This is a genomic window from Streptococcus sanguinis, assembly GCF_013343115.1.
Taxonomy (GTDB): domain Bacteria; phylum Bacillota; class Bacilli; order Lactobacillales; family Streptococcaceae; genus Streptococcus; species Streptococcus sanguinis_H.
This window is the reverse complement of record NZ_CP054570.1, coordinates 1,118,556-1,137,532: the sequence shown is the minus strand read 5'-3', so window position 1 is coordinate 1,137,532 and position 18,977 is coordinate 1,118,556. Positions and strand designations below refer to the sequence as shown.

Sequence of the window (18,977 nt, the reverse complement as noted above, 5' to 3'; positions counted from 1 at the left end):
ATGGCTGGAAAATCGATTTTTGATAAGCTGTGGGAAAGGCATCTGATAACAGGTGAAGAAGGCCAGCCCCAGCTTATGTATGTGGATCAACATTATATTCATGAAGTGACCAGCCCTCAGGCTTTTCAGGGCCTTCGAGATGCAGGTCGCAAAGTTAGACGGCCGGATTTAACCTTTGGAACCTTTGACCATAATGTACCTACGGTCAATATCTATGATATTCGGGATGTGATTTCCAAGGCTCAGATTGATAAACTTTCTGAGAATGTCAAGGATTTTGGCATTGAACACGCGGCTCACGGATCGGAACTGCAGGGGATTGTCCATATGGTTGGACCGGAAACGGGCAAGACTCAGCCGGGCAAATTTATCGTCTGCGGTGACAGTCACACGGCCACTCACGGAGCTTTTGGAGCTATTGCTTTTGGAATCGGTACTTCGGAGGTGGAGCACGTCTTTGCCACGCAGACCATTTGGCAGGTCAAGCCTAAGAAAATGCTGGTCAAATTTACTGGGGTGCCACCTAAAGGTGTCTATTCCAAGGACTTTATCCTCGCTCTGATTGCCCGATATGGTGTGGCTGCAGGTGTCGGTCATGTGGTCGAGTATGCTGGTGATGCGATTGACCATCTGACCATGGAAGAGCGCATGACCATCTGCAATATGTCCATAGAGTTTGGCTCAAAGATGGGCATTATGAACCCCGACCAGAAGACCTATGATTACGTTCAAGGTCGGCCGGGCGCTCCAAAGGACTTTGAGGCGGCGGTAGCTGATTGGAAGACTCTAGTCAGTGATCCTGATGCTGTCTATGATAAGGTCATTGAGATTGATGTCTCTGAGCTGGCACCTATGGTGACTTGGGGAACCAATCCTTCTATGGGAGTAGAGTTCGGTGCGGCTTTCCCAGAAATTCGCGATATGAACGACGAGCGGGCCTACAATTACATGGACCTCTCACCGGGTAAGAAAGCAGAAGATATCGACCTAGGTTATATCTTTATCGGCTCCTGCACTAATGCCAGACTCAGCGACTTGCAGCTTGCAGCTAAGTTTGTCGCTGGAAAGCATATCGCTCCCAATCTTACAGCTATCGTCGTACCAGGCTCTCGTCCGGTCAAGCGGGCTGCTGAAAAGATGGGGCTGGATAAAATTTTCATGGATGCTGGCTTTGAGTGGCGCGATCCAGGTTGTTCCATGTGCCTGGGAATGAATCCAGATAAGGTGCCAGACGGAGTCCACTGTGCCTCTACAAGTAATCGGAACTTTGAGGATCGTCAGGGATTTGGCGCTAAAACCCATCTTTGCAGTCCTGCCATGGCAGCAGCGGCAGCAATTGCCGGGCGATTTGTAGACGTCCGCCAGCTACCGGAGGTCCAGTAAGGAAGGCTTATGGAAAAATTTACAATCTACACGGGGACAACGGTTCCCCTCATGAACGATAATATCGATACAGACCAAATTTTGCCCAAGCAGTTTCTCAAGTTGATTGATAAAAAAGGCTTTGGCAAGTATCTCATGTACGCATGGCGCTATCTGGACAATCAATACACCGAAGATCCTGATTTTGTCTTTAATAGACCGGAGTACCGTAAGGCGACTATTCTGATTACAGGTGACAATTTCGGAGCCGGTTCCTCTCGGGAGCATGCCGCCTGGGCCTTGGCTGACTATGGCTTCAAGGTAGTCATTGCTGGATCTTTCGGGGATATTCACTACAACAACGAGCTTAATAACGGTATGCTGCCTATCGTCCAGCCATTGGAAGTCCGACAAGCCTTGGCTAACCTGAAGCCGACAGATGAAGTGACGGTGGATTTGGAGCAGCAGAAGATTTTTTCACCGGTGGGGGAATTCTCCTTTGACATTGATGGAGAATGGAAGCATAAGCTCCTCAACGGCCTGGATGACATTGGCATTACGCTGCAGTATGAGGATTTGATTGCAGAATACGAAAAGAATCGTCCATCTTATTGGCAGTAACCATATTTTTGCTATATTGAGAAAATTCTGAAAAAACCTTGTCTCCGATAAAAATATATGGTAAAATAAATCTTAATTTAATAGAAAAGGAAGAAACTTATGACAAAACACATTCAATGGAACGGACAGCTTTCACAAGAAGGTTATGACATCTTGAAAGGCGACGGCGGCTGTATCGTTTGCCCGACTAAGGTGGGTTACATCATCATGACCAGCGATAAAGCTGGCTTAGAGCGTAAGTTCGAAGCTAAGGCTCGTAACCGTAATAAGCCAGGTGTTGTCCTCTGTGGCAGTATGGATGAGCTCCGTGCTTTGGCTCAGCTAAATCCGGAAATTGAAGCTTTTTATCAAAAGCATTGGGATGAAGACATCCTCTTGGGCTGTATCCTTCCATGGAAGCCAGAAGCATTTGAAAAGCTTAAAGCCTATGGTGACGGTCGGGAAGAGCTGATGACAGATGTTCGTGGAACTAGCTGTTTTGTTATTAAGTTTGGTAAGGCGGGCGAGCAGCTGGCAGCTAAGCTTTGGGAAGAAGGCAAGATGGTTTATGCTTCCTCAGCTAACCCATCCGGTAAAGGAAACCGCGGCAAGGTCGAAGGAATTGGCGAGCGTATCGAAAATGCTGTTGATTTGGTCATTGAAGCAGATGACTATGTAGCCTCTATCCAGCCAGACAAGACAATTGAAACTCGCTACGAGCAAGGCGTTATGGTCTCTATGGTGGATAAAAATGGAAAACTGATTCCAGAACAAGGTGGCCAACGTTCCATCTCACCAGCACCAGTGGTCATCCGCAAAGGCTTGGACATTGACAAAATCATGATGCACCTGTCCGATACTTTCAACTCATGGGATTACCGTCAGGGTGAATATTACTAAGATAAAAAAATAAGCTCAGTGTAAGAAGGGGATTTCCTGTTTATACTGGGCTTTTTTGTTTATAATTTCTTTTATTTTTCCTATAATTATGCTATGATAGAAAATGATATATTAACAGATTACAAAGCTATTTAAGTTATACTCATAAAATAATTTTAAAAGACAGTAATAGGTTATAAAATTGGAGGTGTTTTATTAATGAATAATAAAAACTTTTATTTTGTTGGTACAAAATTTGGAAATGATGATTATCTTGAGTATTTTAATAAAGAAGGGAAGTGGGAACTAGGATGGCATAATGATGAAGAAAATAAACAGTATCAAAAAATGTTAAAATTATTCAATAAAATAAAACAAGGAGATATCTTATTTGCCAAGTCTTCATATACAAAAAAGCATAATCTACCTTTCTTAAAGAAAAGTGAAATGAAAGTCTCTGTTATGAAAATTCGTGGTAGGGGTATTGTAAAAGAGATTCTAAATGATGGGCATACAGTAATTGTTGATTGGGAACAAGGCTATTTAGAACGGGAATGGTATTTCTTAACTAGCCAAGAAACAATCTGGTGTCCCTTAGATAATAATTATCGAAAGAAAGAAGCAAATCAGTTAATTGATTTTGCTCTGAGTGATGACATTAAAGAGCAAGATTATAATTATTTCTTAAATCATCTTGATTGGAAAAGGTATAAAGTGGAAAACGATGTAAACAGTGAACAGAAAGGGGACTCGATGAAATATGCTAACGTATTAAAACAATCCAAAAACCTCATCCTCCGTGGTGCTCCTGGTACGGGAAAAACCTATCTTGCTAGACAAATTGCAAGGGAGTTGACTGGAGGAACTGAGGAACAAATCGATTTTGTTCAATTCCATCCCTCTTATGACTATACGGATTTTGTAGAGGGTTTGCGGCCTGTTTCTAATGATAATAGCCAGATAAGTTTTGAGTTACAAGATGGAATTTTTAAGAAGTTTTGTCAGAAAGCTAACGAAGCTCAAAAAACAGGAGGACAAGATAATTTTGATGAAGCTTGGAATGCCTATCTTGAATATGTAAATAATAGAGATGAAAAAGAGCGTTTGACAGATTTTTCTTATCTTACTGTTAATAGCCGGAATAATTTTAATGTCAATTATGAGAGCAAAAGTCAAGGGACAGTCTTGACTAAATCCTATGTCTATGAACTCTATAAAGATGAAAATTATTTAAAACAGACTTATTATCGTAGTCAGGGAAAAAAAGTTCTTGAAACGTTAAGAAAAAAGTTTGGTCTAAAAGACTATATTTTTCCAACAGAGATTGATACGGATAAAAACTTCGTATTCATCATCGATGAAATCAATCGTGGTGAGATTTCTAAGATTTTTGGCGAACTTTTTTTCTCTATTGATCCGAGCTATCGTGGGAAGGATGGAGAGGTTTCGACTCAATATGCTAATTTACATGAAACTAATGAGAAGTTTTATATCCCAGAAAATGTCTACATAATTGGAACAATGAATGATATTGACCGTTCGGTAGATACCTTTGATTTTGCCATGCGCCGTCGTTTCCGTTTTGTAGAAATCACGGCTGAAAGTCAGCTGGGAATGCTTGATAAACTTCTTGGAGATGATGCTGAAGAAGCGAAAATACGTCTAAGAAACTTGAACGCTGCTATAGAAAAAGTAGAAGAGCTCAATAGTCATTACCATGTTGGACCAAGTTATTTCCTTAAGTTGCAGGAAGTAGACTTTGACTATGAATTGCTCTGGTCTGATTATATTAAGCCGCTCCTAGAGGACTACTTGCGAGGTTCTTATGAAGAGGTTGAAACTTTGGAAACTTTGAAAAAGGCATTTGATAAGACAAGTAACGAGCGAACCAATCAGTCAATAACTGGTGACAATGAAAGCGATGGAAATGACGATAAGGATAACAGATAATCAGCAACTTATAAAAAAAGAGGATTTTGTTGAAATCTATCCAAAAATTAGTCAGGTACTTTTAGATAGAACTTTAGAAAGCCTTTCTCAAGAGGATAGTATTTTCATTTTCCCAAATGACTTGAAAAATATTTCTGACTTGGACAAGGACCATAGAATTTTTGAAACTGTAAATCAGAACATTAAGACAGGAAATGTGATTGGTTTTCTGGGTTACGGTCAGGAAAGATTAACGATTTCCTCTCGTTTTTCAAATGCTAATAACGACTATTTTTTACATTATCTCTTACAAAAGGTTCTCAATATCAATCTCACTAATTTGGATGTTGGTTTATCTAGCGAAGATAAACTCTATCAACTATTGGTTTACCTCTTTCCAAAATATCTGCAAGTGGCTTTGAGAAAAGGGATTTATAAGGAATACCAGAGGTTTTTCCATAATGATAGCCATGTAAAGGGAGCGATTGATGTAGGAAATCATCTTAAGAAAAATGTTCCTTTTATAGGAAATATTTCCTACACTACTAGAGAGTTTGCTTATGATAATCCACTTATGCAGTTGATTCGGCATACGATTGAGTACATTAAGAATCAAAAAAGTTTTAGAGCACTACTCGATAGTAATCGTGAAACTATAGCTGAAATTAATCGTGTAACCCCTTCTTATAAACTAGCTAATCGTGTTAAGATTATCAGACTAAATCAAACTAAACCCGTCCGCCATGCCTATTTTCGAGAATATAGAAAATTACAGGAACTCTGTCTGTTGATTCTAAGTAGAGAAAAGCACGGTTTAGGACTTCAAGAGCAAAAAATACACGGTGTTCTCTTTGATGTTGCTTGGCTTTGGGAAGAGTATGTCCAGACATTATTGCCAGAAGGTTTTATTCATCCACGAAATAAAGAAAAGACGGAAGGGATTTCTGTATTTAGCAGTCATGTTCGAAAGGTTTATCCAGACTTCTATCATAAAGATTTAAAAATCGTACTAGATGCTAAATATAAAAAGCTAGAATTTACTGAAAAAGGAATCAATCGTGAGGATTTATATCAACTGATTTCCTATGCATACATTTTAGAAGCTAAAACAGCTGGTCTTATTTTCCCAAGTGTGGAGAAGGTTGTTGATAACGACATAGGTAAATTATCAGGTTACGGGGCACTCTTGAAAAAGTGGTCCATTCTTATTCCTCAAGAAGCTGAAAATTATGACCATTTTGTTCAACAGATACACCAATCGGAAACAATAAATTTTAGATTTTAAAGCAGGATGAACCTGCTTTTTTTCTTTGCCCCAGTTTAAAATTATTTCGAAACAGAACAAAATCCTTGACAGATGTAATTCTAGATGTTACAATCAACAAAAAACGATTCGATATAGAAATAAATTGGGAGAAAGTATGAAAGACAGTCATTTAGTTGCCCATCATATTCATTTGTTGAATGGGCGGATTTTTCAAAAGTTACTGAATCAGGATCCTGAAGCCCTTTATCGGAGTGAACAGGGCAAGATTCTCACAGTTTTATGGAATAGTGAAACGGGTTGCGCTACGGCGACAGATATTGCACTGGCGACAGGATTGGCCAATAATACGCTGACGACTATGCTGAAAAAGCTGGAAGAACAGGGTTTGGTGACCTTTAGTCAGTGTGGTTTAGACAAGCGAAAAAAATATGTCAAGTTGACGGAGCAAGGTTGGTCCCAGAAAGAAGTTGGCCATCGCGTCAGTCAAAAATTGGATGCTATTTTTTATAAAGGTTTCTCAGAGGAAGAAATTCGCCAGTTTGAAAGTTATCAGGAACGTATTTTAGCAAACCTTAAAGAAAAAGAGGGATAAATCATGTCAAAACAAGTTGAAAATGCACAAAATTTATACATTCATGCCATTCAAGACGGGCGAGTTGCTGAGGCTCAAGCTCAGTCTGTAGGAGATACCTACATTCAACACTCGACAGGTGTGCCAGATGGGAAAGAAGGGTTTGCGGCTTTCTTTGCAAATTTCTTTGAGCGTTATCCCGAGCGTGAGATGAAGATTGTTCGCACCATTGAAGACGGCAATCTGGTCTTTATCCATGTCCATCAATATCTCAATGGCGGGGAAGCTCAATGGGTGACGACAGATACTTTCCGTGCGGATGAGAATGGTCGTATCGTGGAGCATTGGGATGTCATTGACTACTATCGTGCTCCGGAAAATGGACAGTTAGATCAGATCTTTGGAGATTTTGAAATCACGGATTTGGATAAGACAGCAGAAAATAAAAAGTTAGTCCGCCGTTTCTTGACAGAAATTTTCCAAAATGGGGAGCTAGAGCAGTGGAGTGATTATGTGGCAGAAGATTTGATTCAGCATAATCATGAGATTGGACAAGGAAGTCAGGCTTATAAAGACTATGTAGCTGAGCACGATCTTACTTTTGACTTTGTTTTCCAGCTTTTGGGTCAAGGGAACTATGTGGTTAGCTATGGGCAGACTCAGATAGATGGGGTGGCTTATGCCCAGTATGATATCTTCCGTTTGGAGAATGGATTAATTGTGGAGCATTGGGACAATAAAGAAGTCATGCCTAAGGTAGAAGACTTAACTAATCGAGGGAAGTTTTAAATTGAGGACAAACAATGATTGAATACAAAAATGTAGCGTTACGCTATACAGAAAAAGATGTCTTGAGAGATGTCAACTTACGGATTGAGGATGGAGAGTTCATGGTTTTAGTGGGTCCTTCTGGATCTGGTAAGACGACCATGATTAAGATGATCAACCGTCTCTTAGAGCCAACAGATGGTAATATCTATATGGATGATAAGAGGATCAAGGACTATGACGAGCGTGAACTCCGCCTTTCCACAGGCTATGTCTTACAAGCGATTGCCCTCTTTCCAAATCTAACGGTGGCTGAAAATATTGCTCTCATTCCTGAAATGAAAGGATGGAGCAAAGCAGATATTCAGCAGAAGACAGATGAATTGTTGGAGCTAGTGGGCTTGCCTGCAGAAGACTATGCTCAGCGTATGCCAAGCGAGCTGTCTGGCGGTGAGCAGCAACGGGTGGGCATTGTCCGTGCCATTATCGCCCAACCCAAAATCCTGCTGATGGACGAGCCTTTTTCAGCTCTTGATGCCATCTCGCGTAAGCAATTGCAGAGCTTGACCAAGAGTATCCATGACCAGTTTGGGATGACGACAATCTTTGTGACTCATGACACGGATGAGGCTTTAAAGTTGGGGAATCGGATTGCTGTTTTGCAGGACGGAGAGATTCGTCAAGTGGCGACACCTGAGGAAATTTTATCTGCACCTGCAACCAGCTTTGTAGCAGATTTGTTTGGAGGTGTTCAACATGGCTAATTTGTTTTCTACCTTTCAGGAGCGCTTTGGCGAATGGTTGGCAGCCTTAGGGCAACATCTCCAGCTGTCTCTTCTGACCTTATTAGTGGCGATCTTCTTGACCATTCCGCTCGCTATCTATCTTCATAGTCACAAAAAGACAGCCAATTGGGTGCTGCAAATTGCAGGAATCTTTCAAACCATTCCTTCAATGGCCTTGCTGGGACTCTTTATCCCCCTTATGGGGATTGGTACACTACCAGCACTGACTGCTCTGGTGATTTACGCTATTTTCCCGATTTTAGAAAATACTGTCACGGCTTTGAATGGGATTGATCCTAGTTTAGAGGAAGCTGGAATCGCCTTTGGGATGACCAAGTGGGAGCGGCTCAAAAAGTTTGAACTGCCTCTAGCTATGCCCGTCATCGTGTCAGGAGTTCGGACGGCAACGGTTATGATTATCGGGACAGCAACTCTGGCAGCCCTTGTCGGAGCTGGCGGACTAGGTTCCTTTATCCTTCTAGGAATTGACCGTCGCAATGCCAGTCTAATCTTGATTGGAGCTATTTCATCCGCAGTTTTGGCTATTCTTTTCAATAGTCTCCTTAAATGGATGGAAAAGGCTAAGCTTCGGACTGTATTTACAGCTTTTGCTGTCTTAATACTCGGACTTGGCGCTTCTTATACGCCAAGTTTTCTACCAAAACAGGAGAAGGATCATCTGGTTATTGCTGGAAAATTGGGTCCAGAGCCAGAAATTCTCATGAATATGTATAAACTTCTCATAGAGGAAAATACGGATATGACTGTGACAGTCAAACCTAATTTTGGGAAGACCGACTTCCTTTATCAAGCTCTGAAAAAAGGTGATGTTGATATCTATCCTGAGTTTACCGGTACGATTACTGGAACTCTCTTGCAGCCTGCTCCAAAGGTTAGCAATGATGCTGAAGAAGTTTTTGAAGCAGCACGTGATGGAATCAAAAAACAGGACAATCTAGTCTTACTCAATCACATGGCCTATCAGAATACCTATGCAATTGCAGTTCCCAAGAGTATCGCCAAAGAATACAATCTTAAAACCATTTCTGACCTTAAGACAGTTCAGGATAAGCTAAAAGCGGGTTTTACCCTAGAGTTTAACGATCGTGAAGATGGAAACAAGGGACTCCAGTCTGTCTATGGACTGAATCTCAATGTATCAACCATGGAACCAGCCCTTCGCTACCAAGCTATCCAGTCGGGTGATATTCAAATCACGGATGCCTATTCGACTGACGCAGAACTTGCGCGTTATGATTTACAAGTTTTAGAAGACGATAAGCACCTTTTCCCTCCTTATCAAGGGGCGCCTCTCATGAAGGCTGAATTGTTAGAAAAACACCCTGAATTGGAAGGTGTTCTCAATAAGCTGGCTGGTAAAATTACGGAAAGCCAGATGAGCCAGATGAATTATCAAGTTGGCATTGAAGGCAAAAAAGCGGAAGCTGTTGCGCGTGACTATCTGGTCAAGGAAGGACTTCTAAAAAAATAAGAAGTAAAAAAGTTAGACTTGTAAGGTCTAGCTTTTTTGCTTACTTGAGGATAGACAGACTACGGATTGAAGGAGATGAGTTTATCTCTTAGTCAGGAAATCTTCATCCATTTTTGGTATAATAAAGTATCAATTCATGGAGGTATTCCGATGGCATCTAGTCAAGAATATTTGGATTTTATTCTGAAGCAGCTGCAGGGCTTAGGCCAAGAAATTAGCTTTCGCAAGATGATGGGAGAGTATTTGCTCTATTATCGGGGGCGCTTATTTGGCGGGATTTATGACAATCGCTTGTTGCTTAAGTCAGTCCAGCCAGCCCTGGATTTTTTTGAAAATCCGGTTTATGAGTTTCCTTATCCAGGCGCAAAGCCAATGCTTTATATAAAAGAAGTAGAAGATGCTGCCTTTCTCTGTAATTTGATTGAAGCTGCCTATCCTGCCTTACCAGCACCCAAAAAGAAAAAATAGTCTTTTCTTTAAAATAGACATTCTAAAAAATTGCCGTTTAAATAGACATTTTTAAAATTTTCCTTTATAATGGACTTAAAGGAGGTTTGGTATGCTTTATATTGCTCTTATTGGAGATTTAATAGAATCCAAACTGCTGAAAAATCGTAAGCAGGCGCAGAAGGACCTGCAGGACATGATGGCGGTGCTAAATCAGGATTATCGGGATTGTCTGGTGTCACCTTTCACGGTAACGACTGGAGATGAGTTCCAAGCTTTGCTACGGCCTAATCCAGAAATCATGCAGCTCCTTGATCAGATTGCCTTGGGCTTTCCTCATCCGATTCGCTTTGGACTTGGTCTGGGAGAGATTGTGACGGATATCAATCGGGAGCAGAGTATTGGTGCGGACGGTCCGGCCTACTGGAGGGCACGCGCAGCCATTGAGGCTATTCATGAGAAGAACGACTATGGTAGCAGCCGTATAGCTGTATCCTTGGGAGATGAAGAGCTCAGTCAGGCGGTCAATACGGTGCTGGCAGCTACTTCATTTATCCAGAGCAAGTGGAATAACAGTCAGAGAGAGGTTCTGGAGCGGATGCTCATGGAATATATCTATGACGAGAATTTTTCTCATGGAGAAATAGCAGAGCTGTTGCAGATTAGTCCCAGTGCGCTTAGTAAGCGACTCAAGTCCTCTGGTTTGAAGATCTATCTGAGAAATCGCCGTTTAGCTATGAGAATGATTCTACAGGCAGCAAAGGAGGCTGAACAATGACAAATTTTATGGGATTTTCAGAATTTTTCATGCAGAATCCGATTCTTGTGTTGACTTTGCTGGCTCATGTACTAGCTGATTTTCAGCTTCAAAGTCAGAAATTGGCCGACCTTAAAAGCCAGCGGTTGAATTTTTTGATTCTCCACTTGGGAATTGTTCTGCTGCCCTTATTGCTCTTGGGGCTTATCTTACCTAATTATCTGCTATATTTCGCCTTGGTCTGGCTCAGTCATGCGCTTATTGACTTCTTGAAGAATAGGTTGAATTCATCGATTGTCCGACATCATGCTCAAAAATCAGCCTTTTTACTGGATCAGATCTTGCATTTGATTAGTATTTTTGCTCTTTATTTTCTCTTAGGGCAGCAGCAAATTCCAGCTCCTAATTGGCTGTCTGACCGCTACCTCATGCTGCAGGCTCTCTTTTTCTTCGCACTTACTGGTAAGCCAATTAATATCCTCTTTAAACTCTTCTTCAGTAAGTATCAGGCAGGAGAAGACAGTGGGGAGACTATTGCGGGGGCTGGTGCCATGATTGGGATTTTGGAGCGCTTGATTATGGGACTTTCTCTTATTTTCGGGCAGTTTACTGCCATTGGGCTAGTCTTTACGGCTAAGTCTATTGCCCGCTATAATAAGATTTCAGAAAGCCAGTCCTTTGCTGAATACTACCTGATTGGCTCGCTTTTCAGTATGATTGCAGTCTTGTTGGTTTATGGCTGTCTGTATTGGTAAAAAAATAAAAAAACAGATCATCATAGCGATGGTCTGTTTGTATGTTCTGATCTGTAACTCTACTCAATCATGGTATTGACAGCAGTGCCTGTCTGGTAGTCAATCTCTGCATTTGGAGAAACATTGTCCAAGAGGACATGAGACATTCCGTCTTCGTCTATGGTTTCCTTGCCCCCTAGCTGGATGCTGACAACATTGCCTTCTGCGTCAAGCCCGACATACTGGAGCTCAATCTTGCGAGGAAGAAGCTCATTATCCGTGTAAATCGGAGTGACCTTGTAATCCAGCCAGTAATCTGGATTTTCCTCTAGCCAGCGTTCCAAGCGATGTTCATAATAGAGCATGCTATCTGGGTTATTGTCGTCCAGTCCTTGGAAACTGCCAGAGTTGAGCCAAGCGGTCATTGGAACGAGGTTTTTCCCTTCGTTATTGAGGCCGCTGAAAGTGAAGCCAATCAGATGAGCGCGATTCATGAGCCAAGCCCGATCATCTCCATTTCCGTAGTAGAATTTGTAATTGTGCCAACCGATGGGATTGTAAGTGACCTTGGTCTCCTTTTTCTTTTTGGCTTTGTGTTGCTCCTGCATTTGAACATGAGCAGCAGTAGCCCGACCGTATTTGTCCTTTTTCCCAAGCTTTAGCTGATACTCCCCATTCAACTCCAGAGTGCCGATAGCTGTTTCATCGCTATGGTTAAGCAGCTGGACCTTGATCTGGTTCTTCTGATTAGCAGCGACATTCTCTGCAGGAAGAGCCTGTGAAAGTAACAACAAAGAGCCGGCTGACAGGACAAGCCAAGTGCCAAACCTAAACTTTTTCATAAAGAACTCCTTTTAAATAATATATCTCCGACATCATTCTACTAAAAAATAGATTGTTTGACAACTAAAACTTTTCAAAAATATTACAAAAATAAATATCTGTTCAATAAGTGCAAGGTTTGACTAGGATGTGTATTTTTTCTATAATTATAACTAGAGAAAACGCTTGTATATATTACCTAAGGAGGTGCTTATGAGTCCATCTTTAGAGAAAATGTCACTAGAGGAGCTGTGGCAGCTTTTTCCGATTTTTCTGAGAGAGCATCAGGATGAGTGGAAAGAATGGTATGATGAGGAACGGCTTCGGCTTTTGATTTTTTTGCCTGCAAATCAGCTGGTTCGGATTAGTCATATTGGCTCTACATCCCTTGAGACCATCTGGGCCAAGCCTATAGTGGATATCTTGCTGGAAATTCCCAAAGAAACAGATATGGCAGTGATGAGAGACTTGTTTCTGAAAAATGGCTATCTGCTTATGTCAGAAAGCCAAGGGCAGATGTCATTCAATAAAGGCTACACACCGAGTGGTTTTGCGGAGCGGGTTTTCCATCTGCATCTGCGCTATGAGGGTGATCATGATGAACTTTACTTTAGAGACTATTTACAGGAGCACCCTGCTGTAGCTAAAGACTATGAAAAGCTCAAGCTATCCTTGTGGAAGCAATATGAGCACAACCGTGATGCCTATACAGAGGCGAAAACGGATTTTATCAAGAACTATACAGAGAAAGCTAAAAAGCTTTATGGCGGAAGATACGAGAGGGAAGACAGATGATTTATCCAATTATTGGCTTTCTGGTTATTCTTGCTTTTCTTTACTTAATTTATCAATCAAAAAGGCCGTTCGGCTTTGTAGGATTGTGGATGATGAAGTTATGGAATCGTGTTTATCTGCCCATGGTTGTATGGTCGATCAGTCAGCTGGATCATAAGAAGCGATTTTATGCCATTTTGGATGTTGGAGTTGGAAACGGAGCGTCCTCAAAATATTTGAAAAACTACTTTCCTAATAGTCGAGTTCTGGGGATTGATATTTCTTCTACAGCTATTAGAGCAGCTGAAAAATTGGATGAGCCTGGCCTATCTTTTGAGGTGAAAAATGTTGAGAATACAAATCTTCCAGTTGAGGAATTTGATTTGATTACAGCCTTTCAGACTCATTTTCATTGGTCGGATTTAACTCAAGCATTCACAGAACTTAAACGGATACTTAAGCCAGATGGAATCATCTTACTAGCATGTGAATGGAGCAAATTAGCTTATTACCTACCAGACTTTACAAAGCAAGAAAAACTGGAAAACTATTTGACAGACTTGGATTTACATCTCATCGATAGTCCAAGAAAGGGCCAATGGATTCTTTATAAAATTAGGAAAAAATAAGGAGGTATCCTATGAAACAATTATTTTTATGTTCATATTTTGCAGGAGTCAAGGACTTGTTCAGACAATATGCGTCTGAAAAGCAATTGGACAAACAAGTACTTTTTATCCCGACGGCTGGAAATGTAGAAGAGTACAGAGGTTATATTGACGAAGCCCTGCAGACCTTTGCAGACTTGGGATTTCAAGTAGAAATTTTAGATATCTCAGCTTGTGATAGAGAGACAGCTCAGGCCAAAATTTTCCAAAGCAAACTCCTCTATGTCTCTGGTGGCAATACTTTTTATCTTCTGCAAGAACTTAAGAAAAAGCAGCTTCTATCCTTGATAACAGAGCAGATTGCGGATGGCATGGTTTATGTGGGCGAATCCGCTGGTGCTATCATCACAGCCCAAGACATTGACTACAATAAGCTTATGGACGATAAGGCGGTCGCTAAGGAACTGAATGATACAGAGGCACTAAACGAGGTGGATTTTTATGTTCTTCCTCATGTTGGCGAAGAACCCTTTGTCGAAAGCGCTCAGGCAACTCTGGATACTTACAGCGACCAGCTGAATCTGCTTCCCCTCAATAATCACCAAGCTGTGCTTGTGAAGGGTAAAGAAGTGAGGGTTTTAGAGGTGGAATAAAATATTTTTGCCACGAATTTTAACAAAAGGTCTATAAAAAGTAAGAAAAGCTTGGTTGAAGCAACCAGCTTTTTTGCTATACTAACAGTGTAATCATAAAAAGGAGATTAAAAAATGATTTCTAAAAATATTGCTATTTTAAGAAAAAGAGAGAATATTTCTCAGGAAAAACTGGCCGAGGAAATAGGTGTATCAAGGCAGACTATAGCAAAATGGGAAGCAGGAGAAAGCGTTCCAGATGTGATTTATTCCTCTCAATTAGCTGATTTTTTTGATGTGAGTTTGGATGAACTAGTACATTTAGAAAGCAATTTATTGACAACTCCTAGTTTCAAAGGGAAATATATTTTTGGAACAGTAACGGTGGGAGAGCGTGGTGAAATCCACTTACCCCCTCGGGCACGAAATATTTTTCAAATAAAAGCGGGAGATCAGCTTCTTTTGCTAGGAGATGAAAATCAAGGATTGGCGTTATTAGATCCGAATTTTTTTCTAGAAACTCCTAAGTATTTTTCAGAAAAGTAGCAGGCGATGAATGAAAAGGACAATGATGTTAGTTATTTTGATATTGATAGCTCTTATATTAGTAAGTGCGCTGATTTTTTTGATGTGAGTTTGGATGAACTAGTACATTTAGAGAGCAATTTATTGACAACTCCTAGTATCAAAGGGAAATATATTTTTGGAACAGTAACGGTGGGGGAGCGTGGTGAAATCCACTTACCCCCTCGGGCACGAAATATTTTTCAAATAAAAGCGGGAGATCAGCTTCTTTTGCTAGGAGATGAAAATCAAGGATTGGCGTTATTAGATCCGAATTTTTTCTAGAAACTCCTAAGTATTTTTCAGAAAAGTAGCAGGCGATGAATGAAAAGGACAATGATGTTAGTTATTTTGATATTGATAGCTGTTATATTGGTAAGTGCAGGGTGGTTTGCTTATCGTAATCTTCACTATGATAAGGCTAATCTTGAATATATCCGACAAGCTGGGATGCTAGAAAAGCAAGTGACTTTACCAGATGGATCTCTTATTAATTATGGCGAAGGTCCCAAAAATGGTCCCCCTTTACTCCTGATCCATGGCCAGCAAGTATCTTGGGAGGACTACGCCAAGGTTTTTGGAGAATTGTCTAAGCGATATCATGTATATGCAGTAGATTGTTATGGACATGGTGGGTCTAGTAAAAATCCTGCTAAATATTCAGCACTGGAAAATAGTCAGGATTTCATTTGGTTTATTCATAATATTATAAAAGCTCCTGTGTTCATTTCAGGACATTCATCAGGAGGGCTTCTGGCAACAATGGTAGCTGCACTAGCTCCTGATACTGTTAGAGGACTATTGATAGAAGATGCACCGTTCTTTTCAACAGAGCCTAGTCGAGCACTTTCTACTTTTTCTTGGTTAGGATTTAAAGATATGTGTGATTTCTTAAAAAGCGGTAAAAAAAATTATACTGCCTATTTTTTAGAACATACTTATTTAAAAAAACTTTTTGGTGAGGAAAATTTTAATAAAATTGTCAAAAAACCAGCTCTGAACTATATGAAAAATCATCCAGGAAAGATTCCTAGAATTTGGTACTATCCGCCAGAATTACAAGTGAATCTCATCTATGACTTAACAGCTAATTTACAGGATGGAACAGGAGATTACGATCTTCGTTTTGGCTCAACATTTTATGATTTTTCTTGGTTCAAGGGATTTGAACAGGAAGAAATCTTGAAAAAAGTTCAATGTCCATCTATATTGTTTCATGTGGCTCGGCCTTTGAATCAGAAAAATTACTATGACAAAAATGGGATTCTCTTGAGTGCTATGGATGACAAAGATGCTAAGCGAGTAGACAAACTTTTGTTGAACAATCATCTAATAGATAATATCAAGAGTGGGCATGATATTCATGCTGAAAAACCTGAGATTTTTATTCGGGCGATTGATGATTTACAAAAAAGGTGTAAATAGAATCTTAAAGGTGAGAGATGTTTTTGCTTTATCTATTGGGATTTTCACTTGACAAAAAGTTTAAAGTCTATTTTAGTTGTGCTTCTTATTTTTATTTCAAAAACAGCCATCAGACTGTTTTTTTGATATAATAGACTCTATGAATACAAAAGAAAAAATTTCAAGTTATCAACTTTTACTGGCTCAGCTGGAAGCCTTGTTAGAGGGTGAGACCAATGCTTTGGCTAATCTTTCCAATGCTAGCGCTCTTCTCAATCAAGCTCTGCCTCATTCGGTATTTACAGGTTTCTATCTTTTTGATGGGAGTGAGCTGATTTTAGGGCCTTTTCAGGGTGGTGTTTCCTGTGTCCATATTGCGCTAGGCAAGGGGGTCTGTGGGGAGTCTGCTGAGAAAGAGCAGACGATTATCGTGGATGATGTGACCCAGCATGCCAACTATATCTCTTGTGATAGTAGAGCGAAAAGCGAGATTGTGGTGCCCATGGTAAAAGACGGTCGTTTTCTGGGAGTGTTGGATTTGGACTCAGCCTTGGCGGGTGATTATGATCATGTGGATCAGGAATATCTGAAAAAATTTGTCCAGATTTTGCTTGAAAAAACGACTTGGAATTTTGAAATGTTTGGAGAAAAAGCCTAATGTATCAAGCTTTATATCGAAAGTACCGCAGTCAGACCTTTGGACAGCTGGTGGGGCAGCAGGTAGTAGCTACCACTCTACGGCAGGCTGTTGAGCAAGGCAAAATCAGCCATGCTTATCTCTTTTCTGGTCCTCGTGGAACAGGGAAGACCAGTGTTGCTAAGATTTTTGCCAAAGCTATGAATTGTCCGAATCAAAAGGACGGCGAGCCCTGCAATGACTGCTATATTTGTAAGGCCATTACTGAGGGGAGCCTTGAAGATGTCATCGAAATCGATGCGGCTTCTAATAATGGGGTAGATGAGATTCGTGACATTCGGGACAAGTCAACCTATGCACCCAGTCTAGCCAAGCATAAGGTCTATATCATTGACGAGGTCCACATGCTCTCGACTGGGGCCTTTAACGCCTTGCTCAAGACCTTGGAAGAGCCAACGGAAAACGTAGTCTTTATCCTAGCGACGACAGAGCTGCATAAGATTCCAGCGACCATTCTTTCCCGCGTCCAGCGTTTTGAGTTTAAGTCTATCAAGACGCAGGACATTATTGGTCATATTGAGTGGATTTTAGAGCAGGAAGGCATTGATTTTGAGCAAGAAGGTGTGCAGATTATTGCCCGTCGAGCTGAGGGCGGTATGCGGGACGCCTTGTCTATCCTCGATCAGGCTCTTAGCTTGACTCAGGAAAATCGTTTAACTACAGACATAGCTGAAGAAATCACTGGATCCATCAGCTTAGGAGCCTTGGATGCCTATGTAGCAGCCTTGATTTCTCATGATGCAGTAGCAGCCTTGGATAATCTCAATCTGATTTTTGACAGCGGTAAAAACATGGCTCGTTTTGTGACGGACCTCCTGCAATACCTGCGTGACTTGATCATTGTCAAAACTGGCGGGGAGAATCATCATGCCAGTGAGCTCTTTCTGGAAAATCTCAAGACACCGCAGGACACTCTCTTTGCCATGATCGATATGGCGACCAAGAGTTTGGCAGATATCAAGAACAGCCTGCAGCCCAAGATTTATACAGAAATGATGACCATTCGACTGGCAGATACTGTCAGTCATCCTGCAGCGGCAGTCATTCCAGATAATCTAGCTGATGAACTTAAGGGATTGAGACAAGAGATTGATAGTCTTAAACAGCAGCTGGCTAATGGCAATGGGAAACCTGCAGAAGCTGTCAAAACTTCGGATATTCGGCCGCAGAAGTCTAAGGGCTACCGAGCAGACCGCAATAAGGTCAATGCCATCCTAGAAGAGGCTGTTGAGAATCCTAGTCTGGCTCGCAGCAATCTGACTAAGCTGCAGAATGCTTGGGGCGAGATTATCGAAAGTCTGGCTGGAGCTGATAGGGCCTTGCTGGCAGGATCGCAGCCGGTGGCGGCCAACGAAAGCCACGCTATCTTAGCTTTTGAGTCTAATTTCAACGCTGAGCAGACCATGAAGCGGGACAACCTCAATACCATGTTTGGCAATATCCTCAGCAATGCGGCGGGATTTTCACCAGAAATTTTGGCCATTTCTTTGGAAGAGTGGACCAAGATTCGGGCGGATTTTTCGGCTCGCAGCCGCAATGGCAAGGCAGAGGTTAAAGAGAAGGAAGAGGAAAGTTTGATTCCAGAGGAATTTGACTTTTTAGCAGAAAAAATTACCATTCAAGAGGATTAAAAAAAGATTTTTCTAAGCTTTCGTGTTATAATAAATCTATGAACAGACGACAATTTATTGTGATGGCTGTTTTCACAGCCTTAGAAACCTATTTTTTCAATGAATCCATCATGGCGGGGCGCTATTTCATGGCTGCTTTCTGGGCTGTTTTGGTGCTGCGCAATCTGCAGATTTCCTATGTCATGGGGCGGATTGTGGATGAAATCGATAAACATTTAGGACCGAAATAATGAAAACAGGACTGAGCTATGAGA

The 18,977-nt window shown here is 41.1% G+C and carries 22 protein-coding genes; 21 read left to right on the top strand and 1 reads right to left on the bottom strand.

From position 1 onward, the window contains the following. From leuC to FOC72_RS05480, 12 genes are all read left to right on the top strand, one after another. Positions 1 to 1,383: a 3-isopropylmalate dehydratase large subunit gene (gene leuC / locus FOC72_RS05535; protein ID WP_002895723.1), complete on the top strand. Its 1,383-nt coding sequence runs from the start codon at positions 1 to 3 to the stop codon at positions 1,381 to 1,383. A 9-nt stretch (positions 1,384 to 1,392) separates the two neighbouring features. After that, positions 1,393 to 1,983, top strand: coding sequence for a 3-isopropylmalate dehydratase small subunit (leuD, locus tag FOC72_RS05530; protein ID WP_002895722.1), 591 nt, complete (start codon positions 1,393 to 1,395; stop codon positions 1,981 to 1,983). 99 nt (positions 1,984 to 2,082) lie between these two features. Then, on the top strand, positions 2,083 to 2,862 hold the full coding sequence (locus tag FOC72_RS05525; RefSeq protein ID WP_002895721.1) for an L-threonylcarbamoyladenylate synthase: 780 nt from the start codon (positions 2,083 to 2,085) through the stop codon (positions 2,860 to 2,862). Between the two features lie 198 nt (positions 2,863 to 3,060). Then, on the top strand, positions 3,061 to 4,791 hold the full coding sequence (locus FOC72_RS05520) for an McrB family protein (RefSeq protein WP_002895720.1): 1,731 nt from the start codon (positions 3,061 to 3,063) through the stop codon (positions 4,789 to 4,791). After that, a complete protein-coding gene (locus FOC72_RS05515; RefSeq protein ID WP_002895718.1) occupies positions 4,754 to 6,055 on the top strand; it encodes an McrC family protein in 1,302 nt (433 codons plus the stop codon). Before FOC72_RS05520 ends, FOC72_RS05515 begins: the two co-directional genes overlap by 38 nt. A gap of 136 nt (positions 6,056 to 6,191) precedes the next feature. Next, complete coding sequence (locus tag FOC72_RS05510) at positions 6,192 to 6,629, top strand: MarR family winged helix-turn-helix transcriptional regulator (RefSeq protein WP_002895717.1); 438 nt, start codon at positions 6,192 to 6,194, stop codon at positions 6,627 to 6,629. Positions 6,630 to 6,632: 3 nt separating this feature from the next. Then, positions 6,633 to 7,397, top strand: coding sequence for a nuclear transport factor 2 family protein (locus tag FOC72_RS05505; RefSeq protein ID WP_002895716.1), 765 nt, complete (start codon positions 6,633 to 6,635; stop codon positions 7,395 to 7,397). A 14-nt stretch (positions 7,398 to 7,411) separates the two neighbouring features. After that, positions 7,412 to 8,140, top strand: coding sequence for an ATP-binding cassette domain-containing protein (locus FOC72_RS05500; protein WP_002895715.1), 729 nt, complete (start codon positions 7,412 to 7,414; stop codon positions 8,138 to 8,140). Next, positions 8,133 to 9,653: an ABC transporter permease/substrate-binding protein gene (locus FOC72_RS05495; RefSeq protein WP_002895714.1), complete on the top strand. Its 1,521-nt coding sequence runs from the start codon at positions 8,133 to 8,135 to the stop codon at positions 9,651 to 9,653. The genes FOC72_RS05500 and FOC72_RS05495 overlap by 8 nt, the downstream gene beginning before the upstream one ends. A 150-nt stretch (positions 9,654 to 9,803) precedes the next feature. Next, positions 9,804 to 10,121, top strand: a complete 318-nt coding sequence (locus FOC72_RS05490) for a TfoX/Sxy family protein (protein WP_032914176.1) — start codon at positions 9,804 to 9,806, stop codon at positions 10,119 to 10,121. Between the two features lie 91 nt (positions 10,122 to 10,212). Next, on the top strand, positions 10,213 to 10,878 hold the full coding sequence (locus tag FOC72_RS05485) for a SatD family protein (RefSeq protein WP_002895712.1): 666 nt from the start codon (positions 10,213 to 10,215) through the stop codon (positions 10,876 to 10,878). Continuing rightward, the gene (locus tag FOC72_RS05480; RefSeq protein ID WP_002895711.1) at positions 10,875 to 11,612 is read left to right on the top strand and encodes a DUF3307 domain-containing protein; all 738 of its coding nucleotides are present in this window, start codon (positions 10,875 to 10,877) and stop codon (positions 11,610 to 11,612) included. The genes FOC72_RS05485 and FOC72_RS05480 overlap by 4 nt, the downstream gene beginning before the upstream one ends. Positions 11,613 to 11,671: 59 nt before the next feature. On the opposite strand, the gene FOC72_RS05475 is transcribed toward FOC72_RS05480, so the two are convergent. Then, positions 11,672 to 12,433 carry a DNA/RNA non-specific endonuclease gene (locus tag FOC72_RS05475; RefSeq protein WP_002895710.1) on the bottom strand — a complete coding sequence of 254 codons (762 nt, stop codon included), beginning with the start codon at positions 12,431 to 12,433 and terminating at the stop codon, positions 11,672 to 11,674. A 193-nt stretch (positions 12,434 to 12,626) separates the two neighbouring features. Here FOC72_RS05475 and FOC72_RS05470 point away from each other — a divergent pair, with 193 nt between their 5' ends. The 9 genes from FOC72_RS05470 (at position 12,627) to FOC72_RS05430 (ending at position 18,953) form a co-directional block, all read left to right on the top strand. Beyond that, a complete protein-coding gene (locus tag FOC72_RS05470) occupies positions 12,627 to 13,208 on the top strand; it encodes a GrpB family protein (protein ID WP_002895709.1) in 582 nt (193 codons plus the stop codon). After that, complete coding sequence (locus tag FOC72_RS05465; protein WP_002895708.1) at positions 13,205 to 13,816, top strand: class I SAM-dependent methyltransferase; 612 nt, start codon at positions 13,205 to 13,207, stop codon at positions 13,814 to 13,816. The genes FOC72_RS05470 and FOC72_RS05465 overlap by 4 nt, the downstream gene beginning before the upstream one ends. Before the next feature lie 11 nt (positions 13,817 to 13,827). Then, complete coding sequence (locus FOC72_RS05460) at positions 13,828 to 14,448, top strand: Type 1 glutamine amidotransferase-like domain-containing protein (protein WP_002895707.1); 621 nt, start codon at positions 13,828 to 13,830, stop codon at positions 14,446 to 14,448. 114 nt (positions 14,449 to 14,562) lie between these two features. Further along, positions 14,563 to 14,973, top strand: a complete 411-nt coding sequence (locus tag FOC72_RS05455; RefSeq protein ID WP_002895706.1) for a helix-turn-helix domain-containing protein — start codon at positions 14,563 to 14,565, stop codon at positions 14,971 to 14,973. A 6-nt stretch (positions 14,974 to 14,979) separates the two neighbouring features. Beyond that, a complete protein-coding gene (locus FOC72_RS05450; protein ID WP_002895705.1) occupies positions 14,980 to 15,276 on the top strand; it encodes an AbrB/MazE/SpoVT family DNA-binding domain-containing protein in 297 nt (98 codons plus the stop codon). A gap of 39 nt (positions 15,277 to 15,315) precedes the next feature. After that, on the top strand, positions 15,316 to 16,416 hold the full coding sequence (locus FOC72_RS05445; protein WP_002895704.1) for an alpha/beta fold hydrolase: 1,101 nt from the start codon (positions 15,316 to 15,318) through the stop codon (positions 16,414 to 16,416). A 139-nt stretch (positions 16,417 to 16,555) separates the two neighbouring features. Further along, positions 16,556 to 17,053, top strand: coding sequence for a GAF domain-containing protein (locus FOC72_RS05440; protein ID WP_002895703.1), 498 nt, complete (start codon positions 16,556 to 16,558; stop codon positions 17,051 to 17,053). Further along, positions 17,053 to 18,723 (top strand): DNA polymerase III subunit gamma/tau, encoded by a 1,671-nt coding sequence (gene dnaX, locus FOC72_RS05435; protein ID WP_002895702.1) that lies wholly within the window; start codon positions 17,053 to 17,055, stop codon positions 18,721 to 18,723. Before FOC72_RS05440 ends, dnaX begins: the two co-directional genes overlap by 1 nt. Positions 18,724 to 18,761: 38 nt before the next feature. Beyond that, on the top strand, positions 18,762 to 18,953 hold the full coding sequence (locus FOC72_RS05430) for a DUF3272 domain-containing protein (protein WP_002895701.1): 192 nt from the start codon (positions 18,762 to 18,764) through the stop codon (positions 18,951 to 18,953). The last annotated feature ends 24 nt before the right edge of the window (positions 18,954 to 18,977 follow it).

Bases quoted from the DNA above. Each gene is read 5' to 3' on its own strand.
- leuC (WP_002895723.1), top strand. From the start codon at position 1: ATGGCTGGAAAATCGATTTTTGATAAGCTGTGGGAAAGGCATCTGATA.
- leuD (WP_002895722.1), top strand. From the start codon at position 1,393: ATGGAAAAATTTACAATCTACACGGGGACAACGGTTCCCCTCATGAAC.
- FOC72_RS05525 (WP_002895721.1), top strand. From the start codon at position 2,083: ATGACAAAACACATTCAATGGAACGGACAGCTTTCACAAGAAGGTTAT.
- FOC72_RS05520 (WP_002895720.1), top strand. From the start codon at position 3,061: ATGAATAATAAAAACTTTTATTTTGTTGGTACAAAATTTGGAAATGAT.
- FOC72_RS05515 (WP_002895718.1), top strand. From the start codon at position 4,754: ATGAAAGCGATGGAAATGACGATAAGGATAACAGATAATCAGCAACTT.
- FOC72_RS05510 (WP_002895717.1), top strand. From the start codon at position 6,192: ATGAAAGACAGTCATTTAGTTGCCCATCATATTCATTTGTTGAATGGG.
- FOC72_RS05505 (WP_002895716.1), top strand. From the start codon at position 6,633: ATGTCAAAACAAGTTGAAAATGCACAAAATTTATACATTCATGCCATT.
- FOC72_RS05500 (WP_002895715.1), top strand. From the start codon at position 7,412: ATGATTGAATACAAAAATGTAGCGTTACGCTATACAGAAAAAGATGTC.
- FOC72_RS05495 (WP_002895714.1), top strand. From the start codon at position 8,133: ATGGCTAATTTGTTTTCTACCTTTCAGGAGCGCTTTGGCGAATGGTTG.
- FOC72_RS05490 (WP_032914176.1), top strand. From the start codon at position 9,804: ATGGCATCTAGTCAAGAATATTTGGATTTTATTCTGAAGCAGCTGCAG.
- FOC72_RS05485 (WP_002895712.1), top strand. From the start codon at position 10,213: ATGCTTTATATTGCTCTTATTGGAGATTTAATAGAATCCAAACTGCTG.
- FOC72_RS05480 (WP_002895711.1), top strand. From the start codon at position 10,875: ATGACAAATTTTATGGGATTTTCAGAATTTTTCATGCAGAATCCGATT.
- FOC72_RS05475 (WP_002895710.1), bottom strand. From the start codon at position 12,433: ATGAAAAAGTTTAGGTTTGGCACTTGGCTTGTCCTGTCAGCCGGCTCT.
- FOC72_RS05470 (WP_002895709.1), top strand. From the start codon at position 12,627: ATGAGTCCATCTTTAGAGAAAATGTCACTAGAGGAGCTGTGGCAGCTT.
- FOC72_RS05465 (WP_002895708.1), top strand. From the start codon at position 13,205: ATGATTTATCCAATTATTGGCTTTCTGGTTATTCTTGCTTTTCTTTAC.
- FOC72_RS05460 (WP_002895707.1), top strand. From the start codon at position 13,828: ATGAAACAATTATTTTTATGTTCATATTTTGCAGGAGTCAAGGACTTG.
- FOC72_RS05455 (WP_002895706.1), top strand. From the start codon at position 14,563: ATGATTTCTAAAAATATTGCTATTTTAAGAAAAAGAGAGAATATTTCT.
- FOC72_RS05450 (WP_002895705.1), top strand. From the start codon at position 14,980: ATGAATGAAAAGGACAATGATGTTAGTTATTTTGATATTGATAGCTCT.
- FOC72_RS05445 (WP_002895704.1), top strand. From the start codon at position 15,316: ATGAAAAGGACAATGATGTTAGTTATTTTGATATTGATAGCTGTTATA.
- FOC72_RS05440 (WP_002895703.1), top strand. From the start codon at position 16,556: ATGAATACAAAAGAAAAAATTTCAAGTTATCAACTTTTACTGGCTCAG.
- dnaX (WP_002895702.1), top strand. From the start codon at position 17,053: ATGTATCAAGCTTTATATCGAAAGTACCGCAGTCAGACCTTTGGACAG.
- FOC72_RS05430 (WP_002895701.1), top strand. From the start codon at position 18,762: ATGAACAGACGACAATTTATTGTGATGGCTGTTTTCACAGCCTTAGAA.